This is a genomic window from Streptomyces lunaelactis, assembly GCF_003054555.1.
In the GTDB taxonomy this organism is placed as follows: domain Bacteria; phylum Actinomycetota; class Actinomycetes; order Streptomycetales; family Streptomycetaceae; genus Streptomyces; species Streptomyces lunaelactis.
This window is the reverse complement of record NZ_CP026304.1, coordinates 4,885,735-4,906,311: the sequence shown is the minus strand read 5'-3', so window position 1 is coordinate 4,906,311 and position 20,577 is coordinate 4,885,735. Positions and strand designations below refer to the sequence as shown.

Below are 20,577 nucleotides of genomic sequence, written 5' to 3'. Positions count from 1 at the left end.
GGGTTGGCCGAGACACATGTCCTGTTCGTCGAGGACGACGACGTCATCCGCGAGGCGACCCAGCTCGCTCTGGAGCGGGACGGCTTCGTCGTCACCGCGATGCCGGACGGACTGCTGGGCCTCGAGGCCTTCCGCGCCAACCGGCCGGACATCGCGCTGCTCGATGTGATGGTGCCGGGGCTGGACGGGGTGAGCCTGTGCCGGCGCATCCGCGACGAGTCGACCGTGCCCGTGATCATGCTGTCGGCGCGTGCCGACTCGATCGATGTGGTGCTCGGCCTGGAGGCCGGCGCCGACGACTATGTGACGAAGCCCTTCGACGGGGCGGTGCTGGTCGCGCGCATTCGCGCGGTGCTGCGCCGCTTCGGGCACGCGGGCGGACCCGCGGGCGGCGAGTTCGGCCCGGCGGGGCAGCAGGAGCAGGGGGCGCTGTCCTTCGGCGATCTGGAGATCGACACGGAGGGCATGGAGGTGCGCAGGGCCGGTGAGCCGGTGGCGCTGACGCCGACCGAGATGCGGCTGCTGCTGGAGTTCTCGTCCGCACCGGGCACCGTGCTCTCGCGCGACAAGCTGCTGGAGCGAGTCTGGGACTACGGCTGGGGCGGCGACACCCGTGTCGTGGACGTCCATGTCCAGCGACTGCGCACCAAGATCGGGCAGGACAGGATCGAAACGGTCCGCGGCTTCGGCTACAAGCTCAAGGCATGAAGCGGCTCGTACTGCGCACCGGCGTCCGGTGGAAGATCAGCATCGCGATCGCGGCCGTCGGCGCGCTGATCGCGATGGCGCTGAGTCTCGTCGTGCACAACGCCGCCCGTGTCTCGATGCTGGACAACGCGCGCGATGTGCAGATGGACCGGGTGCTGCTCGCGCAGCGCTGGTACGAGACGTCCAAGAACAAGGACCCGCGCTTCAACACCAAGATCAATGACCCCGCGCTGCCCAGGGGCCTGCAGAAACTGATGCAGCAGAAGCGCCGCGGCAGCTACGTCGACGAGGGCCACGGCGGCACGCCCGACATCTGGGCGGCCGTGCCGCTGACCAACGGCGATGTGCTCTCCCTGCACACCCAGTTCGCCGGCCGCAGTGCCACCGTCATGAAGGACCTCGACCGGGCGCTGATCATCGGCTCGGTCTCGGTGGTCTTCGGCGGCTGCGCGCTCGGCGTGCTGATCGGCGGGCAGCTCTCGCGCCGGCTGCGCAAGGCCGCCGCGGCCGCCGGCCATGTCGCCCAGGGCAATACGGACGTACGCGTACGGGACGCGATCGGCGGAGTCGTACGCGACGAGACCGACGACCTGGCCCGCGCCGTCGACGCCCTGACCGACGCGCTGAACGAGCGCATCGAGGCGGAGCGCCGGGTCACCGCCGACATCGCGCACGAGCTGCGCACACCGGTGACCGGGCTGCTCACCGCGGCCGAGCTGCTGCCGCCCGGCCGCCCGACCGAGCTCGTACGGGACCGGGCGCAGGCCATGCGGACACTGGTCGAGGACGTCCTGGAGGTGGCCAGGCTCGACAGCGCGTCGGAGCGGGCCGAGCTCCAGGAGGTCGCGCTGGGAGAGTTCGTCAGCCGCCGGATCGCACTGCTGAACCCCGATGTGGTGGTCCGGGTCGTGCACGAGTCATGGGTCAGCACCGATCCGCGCCGGCTCGAGCGCATCCTCCTCAATCTGCTCACCAACGCCGCCAAGTACGGAAAGCCGCTGGTCGAGGTCACGGTCGAGGGCCGCGTGGTGCGGGTCCGCGACCACGGTCCCGGCTTTCCCGAGGCGCTGCTGCGCGAGGGCCCGAGCCGCTTCCGCACGGGCGCCAGCGACCGTGCGGGGACCGGCCACGGCCTGGGCCTGACGATCGCGGCGGGACAGGCACGCGTCCTCGGCGCACGGCTGACGTTCCGCAATGCGGCGCCGGAGGGGACCGAGACCCCTCTGGGCCAGTCCGGCGGCGCGATCGCGGTGCTCTGGCTGCCCGAGCACGCGCCGACGAACACCGGCAGCTTCCCGATGATGCCGCTGTCGGACTAAGCGGCTCAGGCGGTCAGGCAGTGGCAGGACGGCCGCACTGTCTCCGTCTCAGACCGTCTCCGTCACCTTTTCCGGGGTGCCGGAGGGCGCGTCCTCGGGCGCCGGGCCGGCCCCCCGCAGCGGCACCTCCTTGACGAAGAACGCCGCCACGAAGCCGATCACCGCGACCGCCGCCCCGAGCAGGAACGCCGCGTGCGTGCCGGACGCCACCGCGAATTCGTACGCCTCACGCACCTGGTCCGGCAGCTTCGCCAGGCTCGCCGCGTCCAGCTGCGCCGACCCCTGGGTGATCTGTGATCCGCCCCGGGCGGCCATCTCGTCCTGGACCCGGCCGGTGAAGAGCGCGCCCATGATCGCGACGCCGAAGGAGCTGCCGAGCGTACGGAAGAGGGTGGCGCCGGAGGAGGCGACGCCCATGTCCTTGAGCTCGACGCTGTTCTGCGCGACCAGCATGGTGATCTGCATCAGGAAGCCCATGCCGGCGCCGAGCACCGCCATGTAGAGCCCGGAGGTCAGCCGCGAGGTCCCGGTGTCCATCGTCGAGAGCAGGAACAGGCCGGCCATCATCAGCCCGCCTCCGATGATCGGGAAGATCCGGTACTTGCCGGTGCTGGTGGTGACCCGGCCCGCGATCATCGAGACGACGAGCATCGAGAGCAGCATCGGCAGCAGGAGCAGACCGGAGTTCGTCGCCGACGCACCCTGCACGGACTGCTGGTACAGCGGCAGGAAGAGCACCGCGCCGAACATCACGAAGCCGGCCAGGAAGCCGATCACCGACATGAGCGTGAAGTTGCGGCTGCGGAATATGTGCAGCGGCATGATCGGCTCGGGCACCCTGGTCTGCGAGAACACGAAGCCGGTGAGCGAGGCCACGCCGATCGCGATCAGTTCCATGATCACGGCCGAGTCCCAGGCGTACTCCGTACCGCCCCAGGTCGTGACCAGCACGATCGCGGTGATGCCGACCGTCAGCAGCACGGCGCCGAGATAGTCGATCCGCGCATCGGTCCGCTTCTTCGGCAGGTGGAGCACCGTGGTGACCATGGCGAGTGCGACGGCACCCAGCGGCAGGTTGATGTAGAAGCTCCAGCGCCAGCCGAGGTGGTCGGTGATGGTCCCGCCGACCAGGGGTCCGCCGATCATCGCGACGGCCATGACGGCGGCCATCATGCCCTGGTACTTGCCACGCTCCCGCGGCGGTACGAGGTCTCCGATGATCGCCATCACGCCGACCATCAGGCCGCCCGCGCCCAGTCCCTGGATCGCGCGGAAGCCGATCAGCTGCCCCATGTCCTGGGCCATGCCGCTCAGTACCGAGCCGATCAGGAAGATCACGATGGCGGTGAGGAAGGCGCCCTTCCGCCCGTACATGTCGCCGAGCTTGCCCCAGATCGGGGTGGAGGCGGCGGTGGCCAGGGTGTACGCGGTGACGACCCAGGACAGATGCTCGAGCCCGCCGAGCTCACCGACGATGGTCGGCATCGCGGTGCCGACGATCATGTTGTCGAGCATGGCCAGCAGCATCGCGATCATGAGCGCGAGGATCACGACCCGTACGCTGCGCGGCTCGGGCGCCGCCTCAGCACTCGGCTGCTTCTCGTCTTTCGCCATACCGGCCACCGTTCCCCACTCCCCGACACTTACTTGCCGCCCGGCTAGTTGAATACACTGGGGAACGTAGCCCCGTAACTAGCCGGGCGTCAAGTAAGTTTTCAGGAGAGCCCATGACCAGAGGCAACACCCGTCAGCGCATCCAGGACGTGGCCCTGGAGCTCTTCGCCGAGCAGGGTTACGAGAAGACGTCATTGCGCGAGATCGCCGAGAACCTCGAGGTCACGAAGGCAGCGCTGTACTACCACTTCAAGACCAAGGAAGACATCCTCATCAGCCTCTTCCAGGATCTGACCAGGCCGATGGACGAGCTGATCGAGTGGGCGCAGACGCAGCCGCACACCCTGGAGACGAAGCAGGAGATCCTGCGCCGCTACAGCGAGGCACTCGCCAGCGCGGCACCGCTCTTCCGCTTCATACAGGAGAACCAGGCGACGCTGCGCGATCTGAGCATCGGCGAGACCTTCAAGGACCGCATGCTGAGGATGCTCGACCTGATCAAGGAACCCGAGGCGGCACTGGCCGACCAGGTCCGCTGCCTCAGCGCGCTCCTCACGATGCACGCCGGAATGTTCCTGCTCAAGGACGTCGAAGGCGACCCGGAGGAGAAGCGCTTGGCCGTCCTCGAGGTCGCCTTCGATCTGGTGAGCCAGGCCCACCACGTCACACGTTGACGCCGGGGCGTCGGGTGCGGTGCGTCAGATAGTGACACCCACGGTACGCAGGAACGCCGTCGGGTTGAGCGCGGAGCCGTAGTTCGGGGTCGTACGGATCTCGAAGTGCAGGTGCGGGCCGGACGAGTTGCCGGTGTTGCCGGACAGAGCGATCTTCTGGTTGACCTTGACGCTCTGGCCGATGTGCACGTTGATCTTCGACAGGTGCGCGTACTGCGAGTACTTGCCGTTGGCGTGCTTGATCACGATGGCGTTGCCGTACGCGGGACCGTCACCGCCACCGTTCGGGCCGGCCTTGACGACGGTGCCGGAACCGGCGGCCTTGACCGCGGTGCCGACCGGGACGGCGAAGTCCTGGCCGGAGTGCTTGTGCGACCACATGGCGCCGCCCTGGTTGAAGCTGGCGGTCAGCGTGTAGTGCGTGACGGGCTTGACCCAGGCCACGGCCTTCTTCGCCGGAGCCTTCTTCTTGGCCACGGCCTTAGCGGCCACGGCCTTCGCGGCGACAGCCTGCTTGGCGGCGCCGGCGGCCTTGGCCTGCGCCTGCGCCTGGGCGGCTACGGCGCTCGAGGCGTTCACCACGGCCGGAGCCGCGGCCGCTGCCGTGCCGGTCCCTGCGGCGAAGGCGGCCCCTGCTCCGAGCACCATCGACGTCCCCAGACCGGCGGCCAGGACGGCGGCACGGGTACGGAGAACGGACGGGCGGGGATGGCGGGACGTAGCGCGCTTCGACATACGGGAAACCTCCGGGCAAATAAGTCACCCGGCGCTTCCGCACCGGGCTTGGCCATACCTTGGTAACCGATGCCCCCACTTCCCCCCAAACCACCCATCTACGACATCAGGTCGTAGCCGCTATGCCGGGAATTCGACTCTTGACGCCGTTCTTGCCCGCTTTCGCACCCTCCAGAAATCGGACAAACTATCCCAAGCGAAACGGGTTTAACCCCATGTGCCGGCCGATCGAATCCGACATCCAGCACGGATCCCCCGCCCTCGGCCACCTGAGGGCGGACGGTCCCGGCCGCCCGCGGCGCGAAGGTCCCGGATCGGGACCGGTCGGAACGACTATTCGGGCTAGTAGGCCCCGATCGGCCTGTGTGCCTTGTCACGGGCAGGCCCGACAACCGCCCCGTGGCGGACCCCGTAGAAGTGCTCCAGACCACACCTTCGGCGGGCCTCGGCGGGGTCTCGGCAGGGCGTCATCGGGACATTTCGGCGACCCTGACACGCCCCGCGTTCTTCCCGGGCGGACCCCCGTCCGGGATGCTCCTGTGCCATGAGTAGACCCGTGATTCGCTCGAACCGCCGCGGTCAGCGCCGCGGCTGGATCTGGCCCGTCGTCATCGGGCTCGCCTGCACACTCACCTGGAGCTCGCCCGCCGGGGCCGGCCCCTCCGGCACCGGCCTCAAGGGCGCCATCGACAAGATCCTCGCCGACGCCCGTATGGACGGCGCGGCCGCGAGCGTGGTGATCGCCGATGCCGCCACCGGGGAGCGGCTCTACCAGCGGGACGGCGCCGGCCGCCTGATGCCCGCCTCAAACACCAAGCTCGCCACCTCCGCCGCCGCCATGGCGCTGCTCGGCCCCGACTACCGCTACCGCACCGACGTCCTGTCCACCGGCCGCCGGCTCGGCTCCACCCTCCTCGGCGACCTCTATCTGCGCGGCAGCGGCGACCCGACCACGCTCGCCAAGGACTACGGCCGGCTCGCCGCCGACCTGGCCGCCTCCGGCGTCACGCGCGTCACCGGCCGCCTCGTCGCGGACGACACCCGCTTCGACACCCAGCGCCTCGGCCGCTCCTGGGCCGCGGACGACGAGTCCTCGTACTACTCCGCGCAGATCTCCCCGCTCACCGTCGCGCCCGACACCGACTACGACTCCGGCAGTGTCGTCGTAGAGGCGCTCCCCGGCGCCGCGCCGGGCGACAAGCCGCGGGTGAAGGTCACCCCGCCCACCGACTACGTAAGCCTCGACATCAGCGGCACCACCGTCCCCTCCGGGCAGCCCGACACCCTCGCGGTCGAGCGGCAGCACGGCACCAACACGATCAGCGTCAGCGGGAGCATTCCGGTCGGCGCGAGCGCCACCAAGGAGTGGGTGACCGTCTGGGAACCCACCGGCTACGCCGCCGCGGTCTTCTCCGACGCACTCGCCGCCCATGGCGTACGCATCGCCGGCAGCCCCCGCCTCGGCCGCCCCACCCCGCCCGGCGCGAAGCTCCTCGCCTCGCACAGCTCCATGCCGCTGCGGGAGTTGATGCTCCCGTTCATGAAGCTGTCCAACAACATGCACGCCGAGGCGCTCACCAAGACGATCGGTTACGAGAGCGCCGGACGCGGCACCTGGGCCGCGGGCCTGGCGGCCATCGAGGGCTATATGAAGCAGGAGGGCGTGCGGACCTCCACGATCCGCCAGTTCGACGGCTCGGGCCTGACCCGGATGAACCTCTTCCCGGCCGAACAGCTCGCCACGCTGCTGCTGTCGGTACGGGACGCCCCCTGGTACCCCGACTGGTACGCGTCGCTCCCGCAGGCCTGCAACCCGGACCGCGCCATCGGCGGCACGCTCCGCTCCCGCATGTGCGCCACCCCGGCGGCACTCAACGCCCGCGGCAAGACAGGCTCGTTGACAGGAGCGTCCGCGCTCTCCGGATACGTGACGGACACCGGCGGCCGCGAGCTGGTCTACAGCGTCGTCCTCAACAACTACCTGGCCTCCTCGGTGAAAAGCATCGAGGACGCGATCGTGGTCACGCTCGCGTCGTCAAGGACGGGGGAGGACGCGATCACGGCCGTACCGCCACGGGCTCCGCGCAGCGCCGAACCGGCGACCGATCTCGAGTGCTCCTGGCGCAAGCCGCTGGCCTGCTGAGGCTCCCTCAGCCGTCAAAAATGGGGCTGCCCCGGACCGTACGAAACGGTCCGGGGCAGCCCCTTCAGTCGCTCAGGTCAGCGCGCGAGCGTCACGCGTCCTTCGACAGGTTCGGACCGGCGCCGCCGGCCGCCTGCTCGATCGGCGGAACGTCCGGCAGAGCCGACTTCTCCTCGCCGCGGAAGGTGAACTTCTTCTCCTCACCCTCGCCCTCGGTGTCCACGACCACGATGTGACCGGGGCGCAGCTCGCCGAAGAGGATCTTCTCGGAGAGCACGTCCTCGATCTCGCGCTGGATCGTCCGGCGCAGCGGCCGGGCGCCCATGACCGGGTCGTAGCCCTTCTTGGCGAGGAGCGCCTTGGCCGTGGGGCTGAGCTCGAGGCCCATGTCACGGTCCTTCAGACGCTCGTCCACCTTGGCGACCATGAGGTCGACGATCTGGATGATGTCTTCCTCGGTGAGCTGGTGGAAGACGACCGTGTCGTCGACACGGTTGAGGAACTCCGGCCGGAAGTGCTGCTTGAGCTCTTCGTTGACCTTGTTCTTCATCCGCTCGTAGTTCGACTTGGTGTCGCCCTGGGCGGCGAAGCCCAGGTTGAAGCCCTTCGAGATGTCCCGGGTCCCGAGGTTGGTCGTCATGATGATGACCGTGTTCTTGAAGTCCACGACGCGGCCCTGGGAGTCGGTCAGCCGACCGTCCTCCAGGATCTGCAGAAGGGAATTGAAGATATCGGGGTGGGCCTTCTCGACCTCGTCGAAGAGGACGACCGAGAACGGCTTCCGGCGCACCTTCTCGGTGAGCTGGCCGCCCTCTTCGTAACCCACATATCCGGGCGGGGAACCGAAGAGACGGGAAACCGTGTGCTTCTCGCTGAACTCCGACATGTCGAGGGAGATCAGCGCGTCCTCGTCGCCGAAGAGGAATTCGGCGAGCGTCTTGGAGAGCTCGGTCTTACCGACACCGGACGGGCCGGCGAAGATGAACGAGCCTCCGGGGCGCTTCGGGTCCTTCAGACCGGCTCGCGTACGGCGAATAGCCTGCGAGAGGGCCTTGATGGCGTCCTTCTGCCCGATGACGCGCTTGTGGAGCTCGTCCTCCATGCGCAGCAGACGCGAGGACTCCTCCTCGGTCAGCTTGAAGACCGGAATGCCCGTGGCCGTGGCGAGGACCTCGGCGATGAGCTCGCCGTCGACCTCGGCGACGACGTCCATGTCGCCGGCCTTCCACTCCTTCTCGCGCTTGGCCTTCGCCGCCAGCAGCTGCTTCTCCTTGTCGCGGAGAGACGCCGCCTTCTCGAAGTCCTGGGAGTCGATCGCCGACTCCTTGTCGCGGCGGACGCCCGCGATCTTCTCGTCGAACTCGCGGAGATCCGGCGGCGCGGTCATCCGGCGGATGCGCATCCGGGAGCCGGCCTCGTCGATCAGGTCGATCGCCTTGTCCGGCAGGAAGCGGTCCGAGATGTACCTGTCCGCCAGCGTGGCGGCCTGGACCAGCGCCTCGTCCGTGATGGAGACCCGGTGGTGGGCCTCGTAACGGTCGCGCAGACCCTTGAGGATCTCGATGGTGTGCGGCAGTGACGGCTCCGCGACCTGGATGGGCTGGAAGCGGCGCTCGAGGGCCGCGTCCTTCTCCAGGTGCTTGCGGTACTCGTCCAGCGTGGTGGCGCCGATGGTCTGCAGCTCGCCCCGCGCCAGCATCGGCTTGAGGATCGAGGCAGCGTCGATCGCGCCCTCGGCGGCGCCCGCACCCACCAGGGTGTGGAGCTCGTCGATGAACAGGATGATGTCGCCGCGGGTGCGGATCTCCTTGAGGACCTTCTTCAGGCGCTCCTCGAAGTCACCGCGGTAGCGGGAGCCGGCGACCAGCGCGCCGAGGTCCAGGGTGTAGAGGTGCTTGTCCTTGAGGGTCTCGGGCACCTCGCCCTTGACGATGGCCTGCGCCAGGCCCTCGACGACCGCCGTCTTGCCGACGCCGGGCTCGCCGATGAGAACCGGGTTGTTCTTGGTACGGCGGGACAGCACCTGCATGACCCGCTCGATCTCCTTCTCGCGCCCGATGACCGGGTCGAGCTTGGACTCACGAGCGGCCTGGGTGAGATTCCGGCCGAACTGGTCCAGGACGAGCGAGGTCGAGGGCGTGCCCTCGGCCGGGCCGCCTGCAGTGGCGGCTTCCTTGCCCTGGTAGCCGGAGAGCAGCTGGATGACCTGCTGCCGCACCCGGTTGAGATCGGCGCCCAGCTTCACCAGGACCTGGGCGGCGACGCCCTCGCCCTCGCGGATCAGGCCGAGCAGGATGTGCTCCGTGCCGATGTAGTTGTGGCCCAGCTGAAGAGCCTCGCGGAGCGACAGCTCCAGGACCTTCTTGGCACGGGGGGTGAAGGGGATGTGCCCGGACGGGGCCTGCTGCCCCTGCCCGATGATCTCCTCCACCTGCTGGCGGACCGCCTCGAGCGAAATCCCGAGGCTCTCCAGGGCCTTAGCGGCGACACCCTCACCCTCGTGGATAAGGCCCAGGAGGATGTGCTCGGTGCCGATGTAGTTGTGGTTGAGCATCCGGGCTTCTTCCTGAGCCAGGACGACAACCCGCCGCGCGCGGTCGGTGAACCTCTCGAACATCGTTAATCGCTCCTCAGAGCGGTCAGGCAGTAAGGGGTCGGTCCCCTCCCTGTCCTTCCGCAGCTTAGTCCCGCAAGCGGGGACCGCTCATTCCAACTGCCGACACCCGTCTGTGGCCTCCTGACCGCAAAACGCCGACAACTGCTCCAACTCGATGGTGGAAGACGATGTTCCCGCAGGCCAGGCAGTCACCCCCGTCATCGCTACGCCGATGGCGAACGTGAGACGGCCGAGCACGCGTGTCGCCCCTTCCCACTAGGAATGTCTTACCCGTAAGCACTGACAGTCCATGCGGCGCGCACCGGTTCCCTCAGCTACGGGCGAACAACATTGCGCTCTCGAATGCGCTCGTACGCCCCCAACCCGGGCACCCCGAGCAATCACCCCTCGACTCTGCGTAACTCCCGGGGCTCATCGGGAGTTCCCGGAGTATGGCCTTCACCGTCCCGCTCCCCCGCGCGCCCTTCGACGGCGGCACCCTGCAGTGGTACGAGAACGAGCTCGGCTGGGCCGCGGCGGACAGCGTCCCGGTCCAGCTGCTCACCGGGCTGCGCTTCGACGTCCTGGAGCTGCCTGTCGACGCCGGGGCGGCCGTACTGAGCCGGATGGACCTGGACAGTCCGGTCGCCCTCATGGGGCTGCGTATGCGGCTACTGGTGGCCGCGGGGAGCGCCGACGAGCTGCCGGGGCTGCTCGACTGGCTCGAGTGGGGCGGGATCGCGCTCGATCTGACCGCCATCGGCGCGGGCGGACGCATGACCGCCCCGCCGCCACCCGGATGGCCTGGCTCGCGGGGGGCCGCCGCATGGCTGCGACCCCCCGTGCCGGGGCGCGAGGTGGAGCCGACGTTGCCGGCCCTTGCCCCGTTCGGGCACAGCGCCGGTTCCGGTGGGGGAAACAGCCCCGATCTCGTACGGCTCGTGGACGCGGCGGCGACCGAGTGCCACCGGGCCCGTTTGCTGCGTACGAATACGCCGCATGCGAATACTCAGCCGTTGGCCTTCTCGTAAGCGTCGCGAACCGTGGCCGGGACGCGGCCGCGGTCGTTGACCTCGTAGCCGTTCGACTTGGCCCATGCGCGGATTGCGGCGGTGTCCTTGTTGCCACCCGCGGCGGCGCGACCCTTGCCACGGCCGACCGCAGCGCGGCCACCGGTGCGTCGGCCGCTCTTGACGTACGCCTCCAGCAGGCCACGGAGCTTGTCCGCATTGGCGGTGGTGAGGTCGATCTCGTAGGTCTTGCCGTCCAGAGCGAACGTCACGGTCTCGTCCGCCTCAACGCCGTCGAGGTCATCGACAAGAAGGACCTGAACCTTCTGTGCCACCGGATTTCCTTTCATCGAAAATGCAGTACGCGGAAAGGAAACCGCTTTTCCTTGGAAAACACAAACCCTTGGCAGAGGTTCAGAACCTCAAGAACGCGGGAAACATGCGCGATTCGGACAAAGGGTTCCGCTTCTTGCGGTGATCACAGGTGCAGAAGCATCCGGCTGTTGCCCAAGGTGTTCGGCTTCACTCGTTCGAGGCCGAGGAACTCGGCGACGCCCTCGTCATAGGAACGCAGCAGCTCGCTGTAGACATCTCCGTCGACCGGTGTCTCACCGATCTCCACGAAGCCGTGCTTCCCGAAGAAGTCGCGTTCGAAGGTGAGGCAGAAAACCCGGCGTACACCGAGCCATCGGGCCGTCCGCAGCAGTGTGTCCAGCACCTGATGCCCCACGCCGGTGCCCTTGCACGCGGGATCGACCGCGAGAGTACGTACTTCGGCGAGGTCTTCCCACATGACGTGGAGTGCACCGCAGCCGACCACCGTGGCGTCGTCGTCGCGTTCCGCGACCCAGAACTCCTGGATGGCTTCGTAAAGCGTGACGGTCGCTTTGTCGAGCAGGATGCCTTCCCTCACGTACGGGTCCACGAGTCGGCGGACCGAGGGCACATCGCTGGTCCTGGCACGCCGGACGGTGATGGCATTTGCTGCGGCATAAGGCATGGGGCGACGCTATCGCCCCGGTGCGGCCCCGCCATCGGCGGCCTCGTCGCCCTGAACGATGCGGACGGCGGCAAGGAGAGCTTCGCGCTGCTCGGGCGACATCATGCCGAAGAAGGCGACAAGCGCGGCCGCGGGGTTGTCGCTCTTGGACCAGGCTTCGTTCATGAGTGCGGCGGAGTAGGCGGCGCGGGTGGAGACCGCCGTATATCGATAGGCGCGGCCGTCGACTTCCCTCCGTACCCAGCCCTTCTGATGGAGATTGTCCATTACCGTCATGACGGTGGTGTAGGCGATGGACCGTTCCTGCTGAAGGTCTTCAAGGACTTCCCGGACCGTGACAGGCCGGTTCCATTGCCAGACGCGAGTCATGACGGCGTCTTCCAGCTCTCCCAATTGGCGGGGCACAGCAGCCACCATAGTGCGAGATGTCGGAATGACTGGCTATTGGCGTAACAAAAAGGACGTACAGCTGGAAATCTGCCGTACGTCCTCGATGCGGAGGGGTGCGCCCGCCTCCGTGCGCCTGCTGCCTTCGGGCGGCGTCAGTCGCGGCGGTCGGCCTGCCGGGTGGCCTCCGCGCGGGCGAGCGCGGCGTCCACGATCGCGTCCTCCTTGGCCTTGTTCGGGCCACCCTGACTCTTGACGATCGTCACGACCAGGGCGGTGAAGAAGGCGGCCATCACCACGGGGGGCAGGAGCGCGGATACGTAGTCCATGGCTCCCAGAGTAGCTATCCGGCGGCCAGCTGTTCCGGTGGGGGCACGGGCCGGCGGCGGGGCGGGAAGACCTCGGAGGGCTTCGGCACCGGGCGCTCGATGGGCTCGGGCGGCTTGGGCTGCGGCTTCTTCGGCTCGTCGGCGGCGCGGCCGCCGGGGAGCGCGTGGAGCCGGGTGCGGGGGGCGGGCGCGGTGGGGGATGCCGCGGCCTTGGGGGTACGGCCCGCCAGCAGGGCTCGCAGGGACTGCTCCGCGAGCGCCTGGCAGCGGCGCAGCACGGCGGCGCCGACCGGTGTGCCGCGCAGGGTGCGCAGCGCGGCCAGATCCGCGGGGCGGGGGTCGTAGCCGGCGGCCAGGGCGTCCTGGAGGAGCTCCAGATAGCCGGTGGCGGTGCCGGGGAGCGCGTCGCGGTAGCGGGCGAGGTCGGCGTGGAGGAACGAACGCAGCCGACCGGCCTCGCGGACCGTCTCGTCCACGGAATCGGCCAGACGCAGGCAGTCCTGGATGTCCTCGTCGGCGAGAGGGACAGGATGGAGGGCGATGGCGAGGGCGCGTCGGAGCACACGCAGCTCGTCTGCGCTGAAGGCCATTCCGCCGCGGGATCCGTAAGGCGTGGGCATGGGCCGACGATACGTGCGACTTGGACAAAATCGGGTTAATCGACCAACCCCGGGCGCGGCGGACCCCAGTCCTCGATCGTCGGAGGGGCTCATTCTGAGCCCGTCCGGCGATTGAGGACTGGGGCGGTTGAGGACTGGGGGTCTGAGGACTGAAGGGTCTGAGGGCGAAGCCCCCAGTTACATCCGGGAGACGTTCCGCTCGTAGACCAGGCGCAGGCCGATCAGCGTCAGCCAGGGCTCGTGCTCGTCGATCGCCGAGGATTCGCCGAGCACCATCGGGGCCAGGCCGCCCGTCGCGATCACGGTGACCTCGTCGGGGTCGTCGGCCAGCTCGACCTTCATCCGTGCCACGACGCCGTCGACCTGGCCCGCGAAGCCGTACACGATGCCCGACTGCATGGCCTCGACGGTGTTCTTGCCGATCACGCTGCGCGGGCGGGCCAGTTCGATCTTGCGGAGTTGCGCGCCCTTGACGCCGAGTGCCTCGACGGAGATCTCGATGCCGGGGGCGATCACACCGCCCGCGTACTCACCGCGCGCGCTGACCGCGTCGAACGTCGTCGCCGTACCGAAGTCGACGACGATCGCCGGGCCGCCGTAGAGATCGACAGCGGCGACCGCGTTGATGATGCGGTCCGCGCCGACCTCCTTGGGGTTGTCCATCAGGATCGGGACACCGGTCTTGATGCCGGGCTCGACCAGGACCGCCGGGACGTCGCCGTAGTAGCGGCGGGTCACCTCGCGCAGTTCGTGCAGCACGGAGGGGACGGTGGAGCAGATCGCGATGCCCTCGATGCCGTCGCCCAGCTCGTCGCCGAGCAGCGGGTGCATGCCCATCAGGCCCTGGAGCAGGACGGCGAGTTCGTCGGCCGTGCGGCGGGCGTCGGTGGAGATCCGCCAGTGCTCGACGATCTCCTCACCGTCGAACAGGCCAAGGACGGTATGGGTGTTGCCGACGTCGATCGTGAGCAGCATCAGACGCCTGCCTCGCGCAGGTCGAGGCCGATGTCGAGGATCGGGGAGGAGTGCGTGAGCGCGCCCACCGCGAGGTAGTCGACGCCCGTCTCGGCGTACGCACGAGCGGTCTCGAGGGTGAGGCGGCCCGAGGACTCCAGGGCGGCGCGGTTCGCGACGAGGGCGACGGCCTCCTTGGTCTCGGCGGGGGTGAAGTTGTCCAGCAGGATCAGGTCGGCGCCCGCGTCGAGGACCTCGCGGACCTGGTCCATGGTGTCCACCTCGACCTCGATCGCGAGTTGGGGGAACCGCTCCCGTACGGCCTTGAAGGCCTGTGCGACACCGCCCGCCGCCACCACGTGGTTGTCCTTGACCAGCGCTGCGTCGGACAGCGACATGCGGTGGTTGACGCCGCCGCCGCAGCGCACCGCGTACTTCTCCAGGGCGCGCAGGCCCGGCGTGGTCTTGCGGGTGTCGCGGACCCTCGCCCTGGTGCCTTCGAGGAGGTCCGCCCACGCGCGCGTGGCGGTCGCGATGCCCGAGAGGCGGCACAGCAGATTGAGCGCGCTGCGCTCGCCGGTGAGCAGGTCACGGGTGTTGGTGGTGACGGACAGCAGCTTCTGGCCGGCCTTGACGCGGTCGCCGTCCTGGACGTGCCGCTCCACCTCGAACTCGTCCGTGCAGACGATGGACAGGATGGCCTCGGCGACCTGCAGGCCCGCGACCGTACCGGCCTCGCGGGCGGTGAAGTCGCCCGTGGCGACGGCGTCCTGGGGGACGGTCGCCACGGTCGTCACATCCGCACCGCCGTCGAGGTCCTCGCCGATGGCGAGATGGGCGATGTCCTCGACCTGCACGGGGTCGAGGCCCGCGTCGATCAGCAGCCGGGCGAGGCCGGGGTCGAGCCCGCACTCCAGCTCGTCGTACCCCTCGTCGCCGCCGGAGCAGCCACAGGCGTCCCCACAGCCACCCGCGGCGGCCGGAGCGGGTGCGCCGATCTGGATCAGCGGTACGTCCACGGGACGCGGACGTTCTTCGGGCGTGCTCACGGTTACGGCTCCCTGGGGGCGTCGGGGACGGTAGGGGCGAATGCGGTGTTCTCGGTGCGGCGGACGAGAAGGCTGCGGTCCGGCGCGAGGCGTACGACGAGATGGCGGCGCCACTCGGCGTCGTCGCGGTCGGGGCGGTCCTCGCGCCAGTGGCAGCCGCGGGTCTCCTCGCGCTCCAGCGCGGCGGCGGTCAGGACGCGGGCGACGCAGAGGAGGTTGGACGTCTCCCAGGACTCGACGCCGGGCTCGGCGGTCTTGGCGGCGCCTCGGCCATCGGGCGCGGCGTCGTTGACCGCGTTCCGGTGTACGGCCGCGAGCGCCTCGGCGGCGACCGTCAGACTCTCGGCCGAGCGGAGCACGCCCGCGCCCTCGGACATGATCCGCTGGATCTCCGCGCGGGCCTCGGGGGCGATGAGCGGCAGTACGGAGGGGGTCGCGGGCACGACCGGCCGCCCGGCCTCGCGCGGGGCCCGGGAGGCAATGTCGGCAGCGATGCGCTCGGCGAAGACCAGGCCCTCGAGGAGGGAGTTGGAGGCGAGGCGGTTCGCGCCGTGGACGCCCGTGCAGGCCACCTCACCGCACGCGTACAGGCCCGGGACCGTCGTGCGGCCGTGCAGGTCCGTGCGTACACCGCCGGAGGCGTAGTGGGCGGCCGGGGCGACCGGGATCGGCTCGGTGACCGGGTCTATGCCGTGAGCACGGCAGGCCGCCAGGATCGTGGGGAAGCGCTGCTCCCACATCTCGGCGCCGAAGTGGCGGGCGTCGAGGTACATGTGCGCGGCGCCCTGTTCCTGCATGCGGCGCATGATGCCCTTGGCGACGATGTCGCGGGGGGCGAGCTCGGCCAGCTCGTGCTGTCCGACCATGAAGCGGATGCCGGAGGCGTCGACGAGATGGGCGCCCTCTCCCCGTACCGCCTCGGAGACCAGCGGCTGCTGCCCCTCGGAGTCCGTACCCAGGAAGAGCACCGTCGGGTGGAACTGCACGAATTCGAGGTCGGAGACCTCGGCTCCGGCGCGCAGAGCGAGCGCGACACCGTCGCCGGTGGAGACAGCGGGGTTGGTGGTGGCGGAGAAGACCTGGCCCATGCCGCCGGTGGCCAGGACGACGGTCGGGCATCGGACCGCGCCGACGCCGTCGTGCTGGCCCTCGCCCATGACATGGAGGGTGATACCGGCCGTACGGCCTTCGGCGTCCGTCAACAGGTCCAGAACCAGGGCGTTCTCGATGGTGCGGAGCTTGCTCGCGTGCACGGCCTCGACCAGCGCGCGGGAGATCTCGGCGCCCGTCGCGTCGCCGCCCGCGTGCGCGATACGGCGGCGGTGGTGGCCGCCCTCGCGGGTGAGCTCGATCTCGCCGGCGTCGGAGGTGTCGAAGTGCGCGCCGGTGGCGATCAGCCGGCGTACGGCGTCGGGGCCTTCGGTGACCAGCGTGCGTACCGCCTCCTCGTCGCACAGGCCGGCGCCCGCGACGAGGGTGTCGTCCAGATGCTGCTCGGGGGTGTCGCCGTCGCCGAGGGCCGCGGCGATGCCGCCCTGCGCCCAGCGCGTGGAGCCGTCGTCCAGGCGGGCCTTGGTGACCACGACCGTGCTCAGCCCGGCGGCGGCGCAGCGCAGCGCGGTGGTGAGGCCCGCGACGCCGGAGCCGACCACGACGACATCGGCCTCGATGGCCCAGCCGGGAGCGGGGGCGTGCAGCTGTATGCCTGCCAGGGGTCCGGGGGTTGCCCCCCGGGAAGACACAGCGGTCACTGGGGGGCTCCGAAGGTCAGGGGAAGGTTGTCGATCAGGCGGGTCGCGCCGACGCGCGCGGCGACGGCGAGGATCGCGTCGCCGGTGTGGTCGTCGGGGACCTCGGTGAAGGTGGCCGGGTCGACGAGGGCCAGATAGTCGAGAACGAGGGGCGGTTGGGCTCGCGCGCCCTCGTCCAGTACGGCTCGGGCCGCGGCGCGTACGGCGTCGGCGCCGCCAGGCCCTGCCTTGGCGACCGCGTGCGCGTCGGCCGCGGCACGGGCCTCGCCGATCGCGGACAGCGCGGCGGCGCGGGCGGGCGTGCCGGGGATGGCCTCCGCGCGTGCGTGCAGGGCGTGTTGGGCGGCGAGACGGTCGTGGGCCGCGAACAGGGACCGGGACAGGGTCAGTGCGGTACGGCGCTCGGCGGCCGACAGGAATCGGTTGCGGCTGGAGAGCGCGAGGCCGTCGCCCTCGCGGACGGTCGGTACGCCGACGATCTCGACCGGGAAGTTCAGATCGCGGACCATGCGGCGGATCAGCGCGAGCTGCTGCGCGTCCTTCTGCCCGAAGAACGCGACATCGGGGCGGGTGAGGTGGAGGAGCTTCGCGACGACCGTGAGCATGCCGTCGAAGTGGCCGGGGCGCGACGCTCCCTCCAGTCGCTCGCCCATGGGGCCCGCGGTGATTCTGACCTGCGGTGCGCCGCCCGGGTAGACCTCGTCGACGGAGGGGGCGAACACGACGTCCGCGCCTGCCTGTTCGGCCGTCTTGAGATCGGCTTCGAGGGTACGGGGGTAACGGTCGAGGTCCTCGCCGGCGCCGAACTGGAGGGGGTTGACGAAGACCGTGACGGTCACGAAGCCGTTGGGGCCGACGTGCTCGCGGGCGGTGCGGACGAGGGTGGCGTGACCATCGTGGAGGGCGCCCATGGTCATGACGACGGCGGTGCGGCCGTGGGACCGCGCCAGTGCGTGTTCGAGGGCTTCGCGGGTGGGGACAAGCTCGAAGCCGCGGCCGGCCGGGCTTTGCGGGTTGGTCGGGCTTTGCGGGTTCGTCGGGCTCTGCGGGTTCGTCGGGCTCTGCGGGTTCGTCGGGCTCATCGCACTCGTCGGGGTGGTCGGACCGGTCGGGCTCATCGGGGGTCCCCGTTCTCCGCGAGGACGCCGAGCAGATCCTCCGCCAGCTCCGGCTTCAGCATGCCGTGGGCCAGTGCCCGGTCGGCGGTCGTACGGGCCATGGCGAGGTATCCGGCGACGGTCTGCGGCGCGTGCTTGCGCAGCTCTGCGACGTGCGCCGCGACGGTGCCGGCATCGCCGCGGGCCACCGGGCCGGTGAGCGCGGCGTCGCCCGAGCGCAGGGCGTTGTCGAGTGCGGCGCCGAGCAGCGGGCCGAGCATCCGGTCCGGGGCGCCGACTCCGGCCTTGCGCAGCAGCTCCATCGACTGGGCGACCAGGGTGACCAGGTGGTTCGCGCCGAGGGCGAGCGCCGCGTGGTAGAGCGGGCGGGACTCCTCCTCGATCCACTCGGGCTCGCCGCCCATCTCGATGACCAGCGCCTCGGCGGCCAGCCGCAGCTCCTCGGGGGCGGTCACCCCGAAGGAGCAGCCGGCCAGCCGCTGGACGTCGACGCTGGTCCCGGTGAACGTCATCGCGGGGTGCAGGGCGAGCGGCAGCGCGCCGGCGCGCATGGCGGGGTCGAGGACCTTCGCGCCGTACCGGCCGGAGGTGTGCACGAGCAGCTGCCCGGGGCGTACGGCGCCCGTCTCGACGAGCCCGTCGACCAGGCCGGGCAGCGCGTCGTCGGGGACGGTCAGCAGCACCAGATCGGCGCGGGAGAGGACGTCGGCGGGGGTCACCAGCGGTACGTCGGGGAGCAGTGCGGCAGCCCGTCGTACGGACGCGTCGGAGACTCCGGAGGCGGCCACCGGGCGGTGTCCGGCGAGCTGGAGCGCCGCGGCGAGAGCCGGGCCGACGCGGCCCGCTCCGACGACGCCGACGGACAGCCTGGCGGGGCGGTTCCGCGGGTCGAGCGGATCCTGTGGTGCTGAGGCATTCACGCGGTGGGGCCTTCCGTTCCAGTCCGCGGGCGGTACCGGACGATTTCTCGTCATGCTACGCCAGCGGTTCCCGGCGTCTTCGAGTTGTCCACAGGCTCCAGGTTGTCCACAGGCTGTGGGCGCTGATCGGCGACCGGTGGATGATCGGAGCATGGCTGACAAGAGCGAGCGGGACGAGCGGCGGCGCAGGCTCGAAGCGTGGCGGGCCTCCGACCGGGTGCTGTGGCGGGCCTCGGCGGACCAGCGCGTGGGGGAACGGCTCGCGGCGCTGGCGGCGGACGCGGGAGGGGTTTACGACCTGGACGAGTGGACGGACATCTACGGCGGCGGGGTCGTCGCGGAGGTGGAGCGGCGGGCGGCGGATCTGCTCGGGTTCCCGGCCGCGGCGTTCTTCCCGACGGGGACGATGGCACAGCAGGTGGCGCTGCGGTGCTGGGCGGGGCGTACGGGGAATCCGACGGTGGCGCTGCATCCGGTGTCGCATCCGGAGCTGCACGAGCGGGGCGCGTTCGGGGCGGTGAGCGGGCTGCGGACGGTCCACCCGACGGACGAGCCGCGGCCGGCGACGGCGCAGGAGGTACGGGACTTCGACGAGCCGTTCGGCGCGCTGATGCTGGAACTGCCGCTGCGGGACGCGGGTTTCGTACTCCCGTCGTGGGACGAGTTGGTGGAGGTCGTTGACGCGGCGAGGGAACGCGATGCGGTGGTGCATTTCGACGGCGCGCGCCTGTGGGAGTGCACGACGCACTTCGGCCGCCCGCTGGACGAGATCGCGCCCCTCGCTGACAGCGTGTACGTGTCCTTCTACAAGTCCCTGGACGCGCTGTCGGGGGCTGTGCTGGCGGGCCCGGAGGACCTGGTGGACGAGGCGCGGACCTGGCGGCACCGGTACGGGGGCCAGGTCTTCCAGCAGTACCCGGCGGCACTGTCGGCGCTGCTGGGGCTGGAGCGGGAGCTGCCGCGGCTGCCGTCGTACGTGTCCCACGCGAAGGTGGTCGCGGCGGCGCTGCGGGAGGGCTTCCTGGAGGCGGGCGTCCCCTGGTCCCGGGTCCACCCGGAGGAACCGCACACGCACCAGTTCCAGGTCTGGCTGCCGTACGGGGCGGACGCCCTGAACGATGCGGCGCTGCGCCAGTCGGAGGAGACGGGCGTGACGCTGTTCCGCAGGTGGTTCACGGACAGGTGCCCGCCGGGGGTGTCGGTGACGGAGGTGACGGTGGCGTCGGAGGGGCTGGAGTGGACGGGGGAGGATGTGAGGAGGGCGGTCGGGGCGTTTGTGGAGCGGGTGGGGTAGTACCGCTCCACCCCGGTCCTTCCCAGTCACCGGCCCACCCCCTCCCGAAACGTGGGGCCCCCTCAGTGGCAGCCCGTCGTCCCCGGGCGGCGGGGGTGCAGCAGGCGGGTGAGCGCCGCGCGGAGGCGGCCGTGGACCGGGTGGCCCGCGAGCACCGCTTGGACGTGGCGGTAGTCGCGGAGCTCGCGCATCACCTGCCAGTCGTGCAGGCCCGGCTGCGGCGGGAGCCGCCCGCCCCACTGCGCCGCGCGGTAATTGTCGAGCATGTACTGATGCATGGGGTTCATGCCTTTACGCTGCGCCCGCCCCGCCCCGCCCGTCGCGCCGATTGACGAGGCCCGTCAAATGGTGCGGGA

The 20,577-nt window shown here is 70.1% G+C and carries 20 protein-coding genes; 6 read left to right on the top strand and 14 right to left on the bottom strand.

Going from position 1 to position 20,577, the window contains the following annotated elements; translation table 11 throughout:
- The first annotated feature begins 3 nt into the window (after positions 1-3).
- Entirely contained in the window at positions 4-708 is a 705-nt protein-coding gene (gene cseB, locus SLUN_RS22630; protein WP_108151093.1) for a two-component system response regulator CseB, read from the top strand.
- Positions 705-2,027, top strand: coding sequence for a two-component system sensor histidine kinase CseC (gene cseC, locus SLUN_RS22625; RefSeq protein ID WP_108151091.1), 1,323 nt, complete (start codon positions 705-707; stop codon positions 2,025-2,027). The genes cseB and cseC overlap by 4 nt, the downstream gene beginning before the upstream one ends.
- 48 nt (positions 2,028-2,075) lie before the next feature.
- On the opposite strand, the gene SLUN_RS22620 is transcribed toward cseC, so the two are convergent.
- Complete coding sequence (locus SLUN_RS22620; RefSeq protein ID WP_108151089.1) at positions 2,076-3,641, bottom strand: MDR family MFS transporter; 1,566 nt, start codon at positions 3,639-3,641, stop codon at positions 2,076-2,078.
- A gap of 113 nt (positions 3,642-3,754) precedes the next feature.
- Between SLUN_RS22620 and SLUN_RS22615 the strand changes: the two genes are divergently transcribed.
- Entirely contained in the window at positions 3,755-4,315 is a 561-nt protein-coding gene (locus tag SLUN_RS22615; RefSeq protein WP_108151087.1) for a TetR/AcrR family transcriptional regulator, read from the top strand.
- 24 nt (positions 4,316-4,339) lie between these two features.
- Here the strand turns inward: SLUN_RS22615 and SLUN_RS22610 are convergent, their stop codons facing one another.
- Positions 4,340-5,050 (bottom strand): M23 family metallopeptidase, encoded by a 711-nt coding sequence (locus tag SLUN_RS22610; RefSeq protein WP_108151085.1) that lies wholly within the window; start codon positions 5,048-5,050, stop codon positions 4,340-4,342.
- A 544-nt stretch (positions 5,051-5,594) separates the two neighbouring features.
- On the opposite strand from SLUN_RS22610, the gene dacB reads away from it, so the two are divergent.
- Positions 5,595-7,193 carry a D-alanyl-D-alanine carboxypeptidase/D-alanyl-D-alanine endopeptidase gene (gene dacB, locus SLUN_RS22605; protein ID WP_108151083.1) on the top strand — a complete coding sequence of 533 codons (1,599 nt, stop codon included), beginning with the start codon at positions 5,595-5,597 and terminating at the stop codon, positions 7,191-7,193.
- A 91-nt stretch (positions 7,194-7,284) separates the two neighbouring features.
- Here dacB and SLUN_RS22600 read toward each other — a convergent pair whose 3' ends face one another.
- A complete protein-coding gene (locus tag SLUN_RS22600) occupies positions 7,285-9,810 on the bottom strand; it encodes an ATP-dependent Clp protease ATP-binding subunit (RefSeq protein ID WP_108151081.1) in 2,526 nt (841 codons plus the stop codon).
- A 431-nt stretch (positions 9,811-10,241) separates the two neighbouring features.
- Between SLUN_RS22600 and SLUN_RS22590 the strand changes: the two genes are divergently transcribed.
- Positions 10,242-10,820 (top strand): SCO3374 family protein, encoded by a 579-nt coding sequence (locus tag SLUN_RS22590; RefSeq protein ID WP_108151079.1) that lies wholly within the window; start codon positions 10,242-10,244, stop codon positions 10,818-10,820.
- Here SLUN_RS22590 and SLUN_RS22585 read toward each other — a convergent pair.
- The 10 genes from SLUN_RS22585 to SLUN_RS22545 all read right to left on the bottom strand — a co-directional run bounded on the left by SLUN_RS22585 (position 10,799) and on the right by SLUN_RS22545 (position 18,927).
- On the bottom strand, positions 10,799-11,134 hold the full coding sequence (locus tag SLUN_RS22585) for a histone-like nucleoid-structuring protein Lsr2 (RefSeq protein WP_108151077.1): 336 nt from the start codon (positions 11,132-11,134) through the stop codon (positions 10,799-10,801). The two genes, SLUN_RS22590 and SLUN_RS22585, sit on opposite strands and share 22 nt — an antisense overlap.
- A gap of 143 nt (positions 11,135-11,277) precedes the next feature.
- Positions 11,278-11,799 (bottom strand): amino-acid N-acetyltransferase, encoded by a 522-nt coding sequence (locus SLUN_RS22580; RefSeq protein WP_108151075.1) that lies wholly within the window; start codon positions 11,797-11,799, stop codon positions 11,278-11,280.
- A gap of 9 nt (positions 11,800-11,808) precedes the next feature.
- Entirely contained in the window at positions 11,809-12,204 is a 396-nt protein-coding gene (locus SLUN_RS22575) for a BlaI/MecI/CopY family transcriptional regulator (protein ID WP_108151073.1), read from the bottom strand.
- 137 nt (positions 12,205-12,341) lie between these two features.
- The gene (locus tag SLUN_RS40065) at positions 12,342-12,515 is read right to left on the bottom strand and encodes a hypothetical protein (RefSeq protein WP_170146598.1); all 174 of its coding nucleotides are present in this window, start codon (positions 12,513-12,515) and stop codon (positions 12,342-12,344) included.
- Positions 12,516-12,529: 14 nt separating this feature from the next.
- Positions 12,530-13,105, bottom strand: coding sequence for a hypothetical protein (locus tag SLUN_RS22570; RefSeq protein ID WP_108151071.1), 576 nt, complete (start codon positions 13,103-13,105; stop codon positions 12,530-12,532).
- Between the two features lie 207 nt (positions 13,106-13,312).
- Positions 13,313-14,110 carry a type III pantothenate kinase gene (locus SLUN_RS22565; protein WP_108151068.1) on the bottom strand — a complete coding sequence of 266 codons (798 nt, stop codon included), beginning with the start codon at positions 14,108-14,110 and terminating at the stop codon, positions 13,313-13,315.
- Complete coding sequence (gene nadC / locus SLUN_RS22560) at positions 14,110-15,138, bottom strand: carboxylating nicotinate-nucleotide diphosphorylase (RefSeq protein WP_108151063.1); 1,029 nt, start codon at positions 15,136-15,138, stop codon at positions 14,110-14,112. The genes SLUN_RS22565 and nadC overlap by 1 nt, the downstream gene beginning before the upstream one ends.
- Before the next feature lie 2 nt (positions 15,139-15,140).
- Entirely contained in the window at positions 15,141-16,850 is a 1,710-nt protein-coding gene (locus SLUN_RS22555; protein WP_108154885.1) for an L-aspartate oxidase, read from the bottom strand.
- A 35-nt stretch (positions 16,851-16,885) separates the two neighbouring features.
- Positions 16,886-18,007 carry a pantoate--beta-alanine ligase gene (panC, locus tag SLUN_RS22550; RefSeq protein WP_257153782.1) on the bottom strand — a complete coding sequence of 374 codons (1,122 nt, stop codon included), beginning with the start codon at positions 18,005-18,007 and terminating at the stop codon, positions 16,886-16,888.
- The gene (locus SLUN_RS22545) at positions 18,004-18,927 is read right to left on the bottom strand and encodes a Rossmann-like and DUF2520 domain-containing protein (RefSeq protein WP_108151058.1); all 924 of its coding nucleotides are present in this window, start codon (positions 18,925-18,927) and stop codon (positions 18,004-18,006) included. Before SLUN_RS22545 ends, panC begins: the two co-directional genes overlap by 4 nt.
- A 151-nt stretch (positions 18,928-19,078) precedes the next feature.
- On the opposite strand from SLUN_RS22545, the gene SLUN_RS22540 reads away from it, so the two are divergent.
- Complete coding sequence (locus SLUN_RS22540; protein ID WP_108151056.1) at positions 19,079-20,221, top strand: threonine aldolase family protein; 1,143 nt, start codon at positions 19,079-19,081, stop codon at positions 20,219-20,221.
- 62 nt (positions 20,222-20,283) lie between these two features.
- Here SLUN_RS22540 and SLUN_RS22535 read toward each other — a convergent pair whose 3' ends face one another.
- Positions 20,284-20,508 (bottom strand): hypothetical protein, encoded by a 225-nt coding sequence (locus SLUN_RS22535; protein WP_108151054.1) that lies wholly within the window; start codon positions 20,506-20,508, stop codon positions 20,284-20,286.
- Positions 20,509-20,577 lie beyond the last annotated feature (69 nt).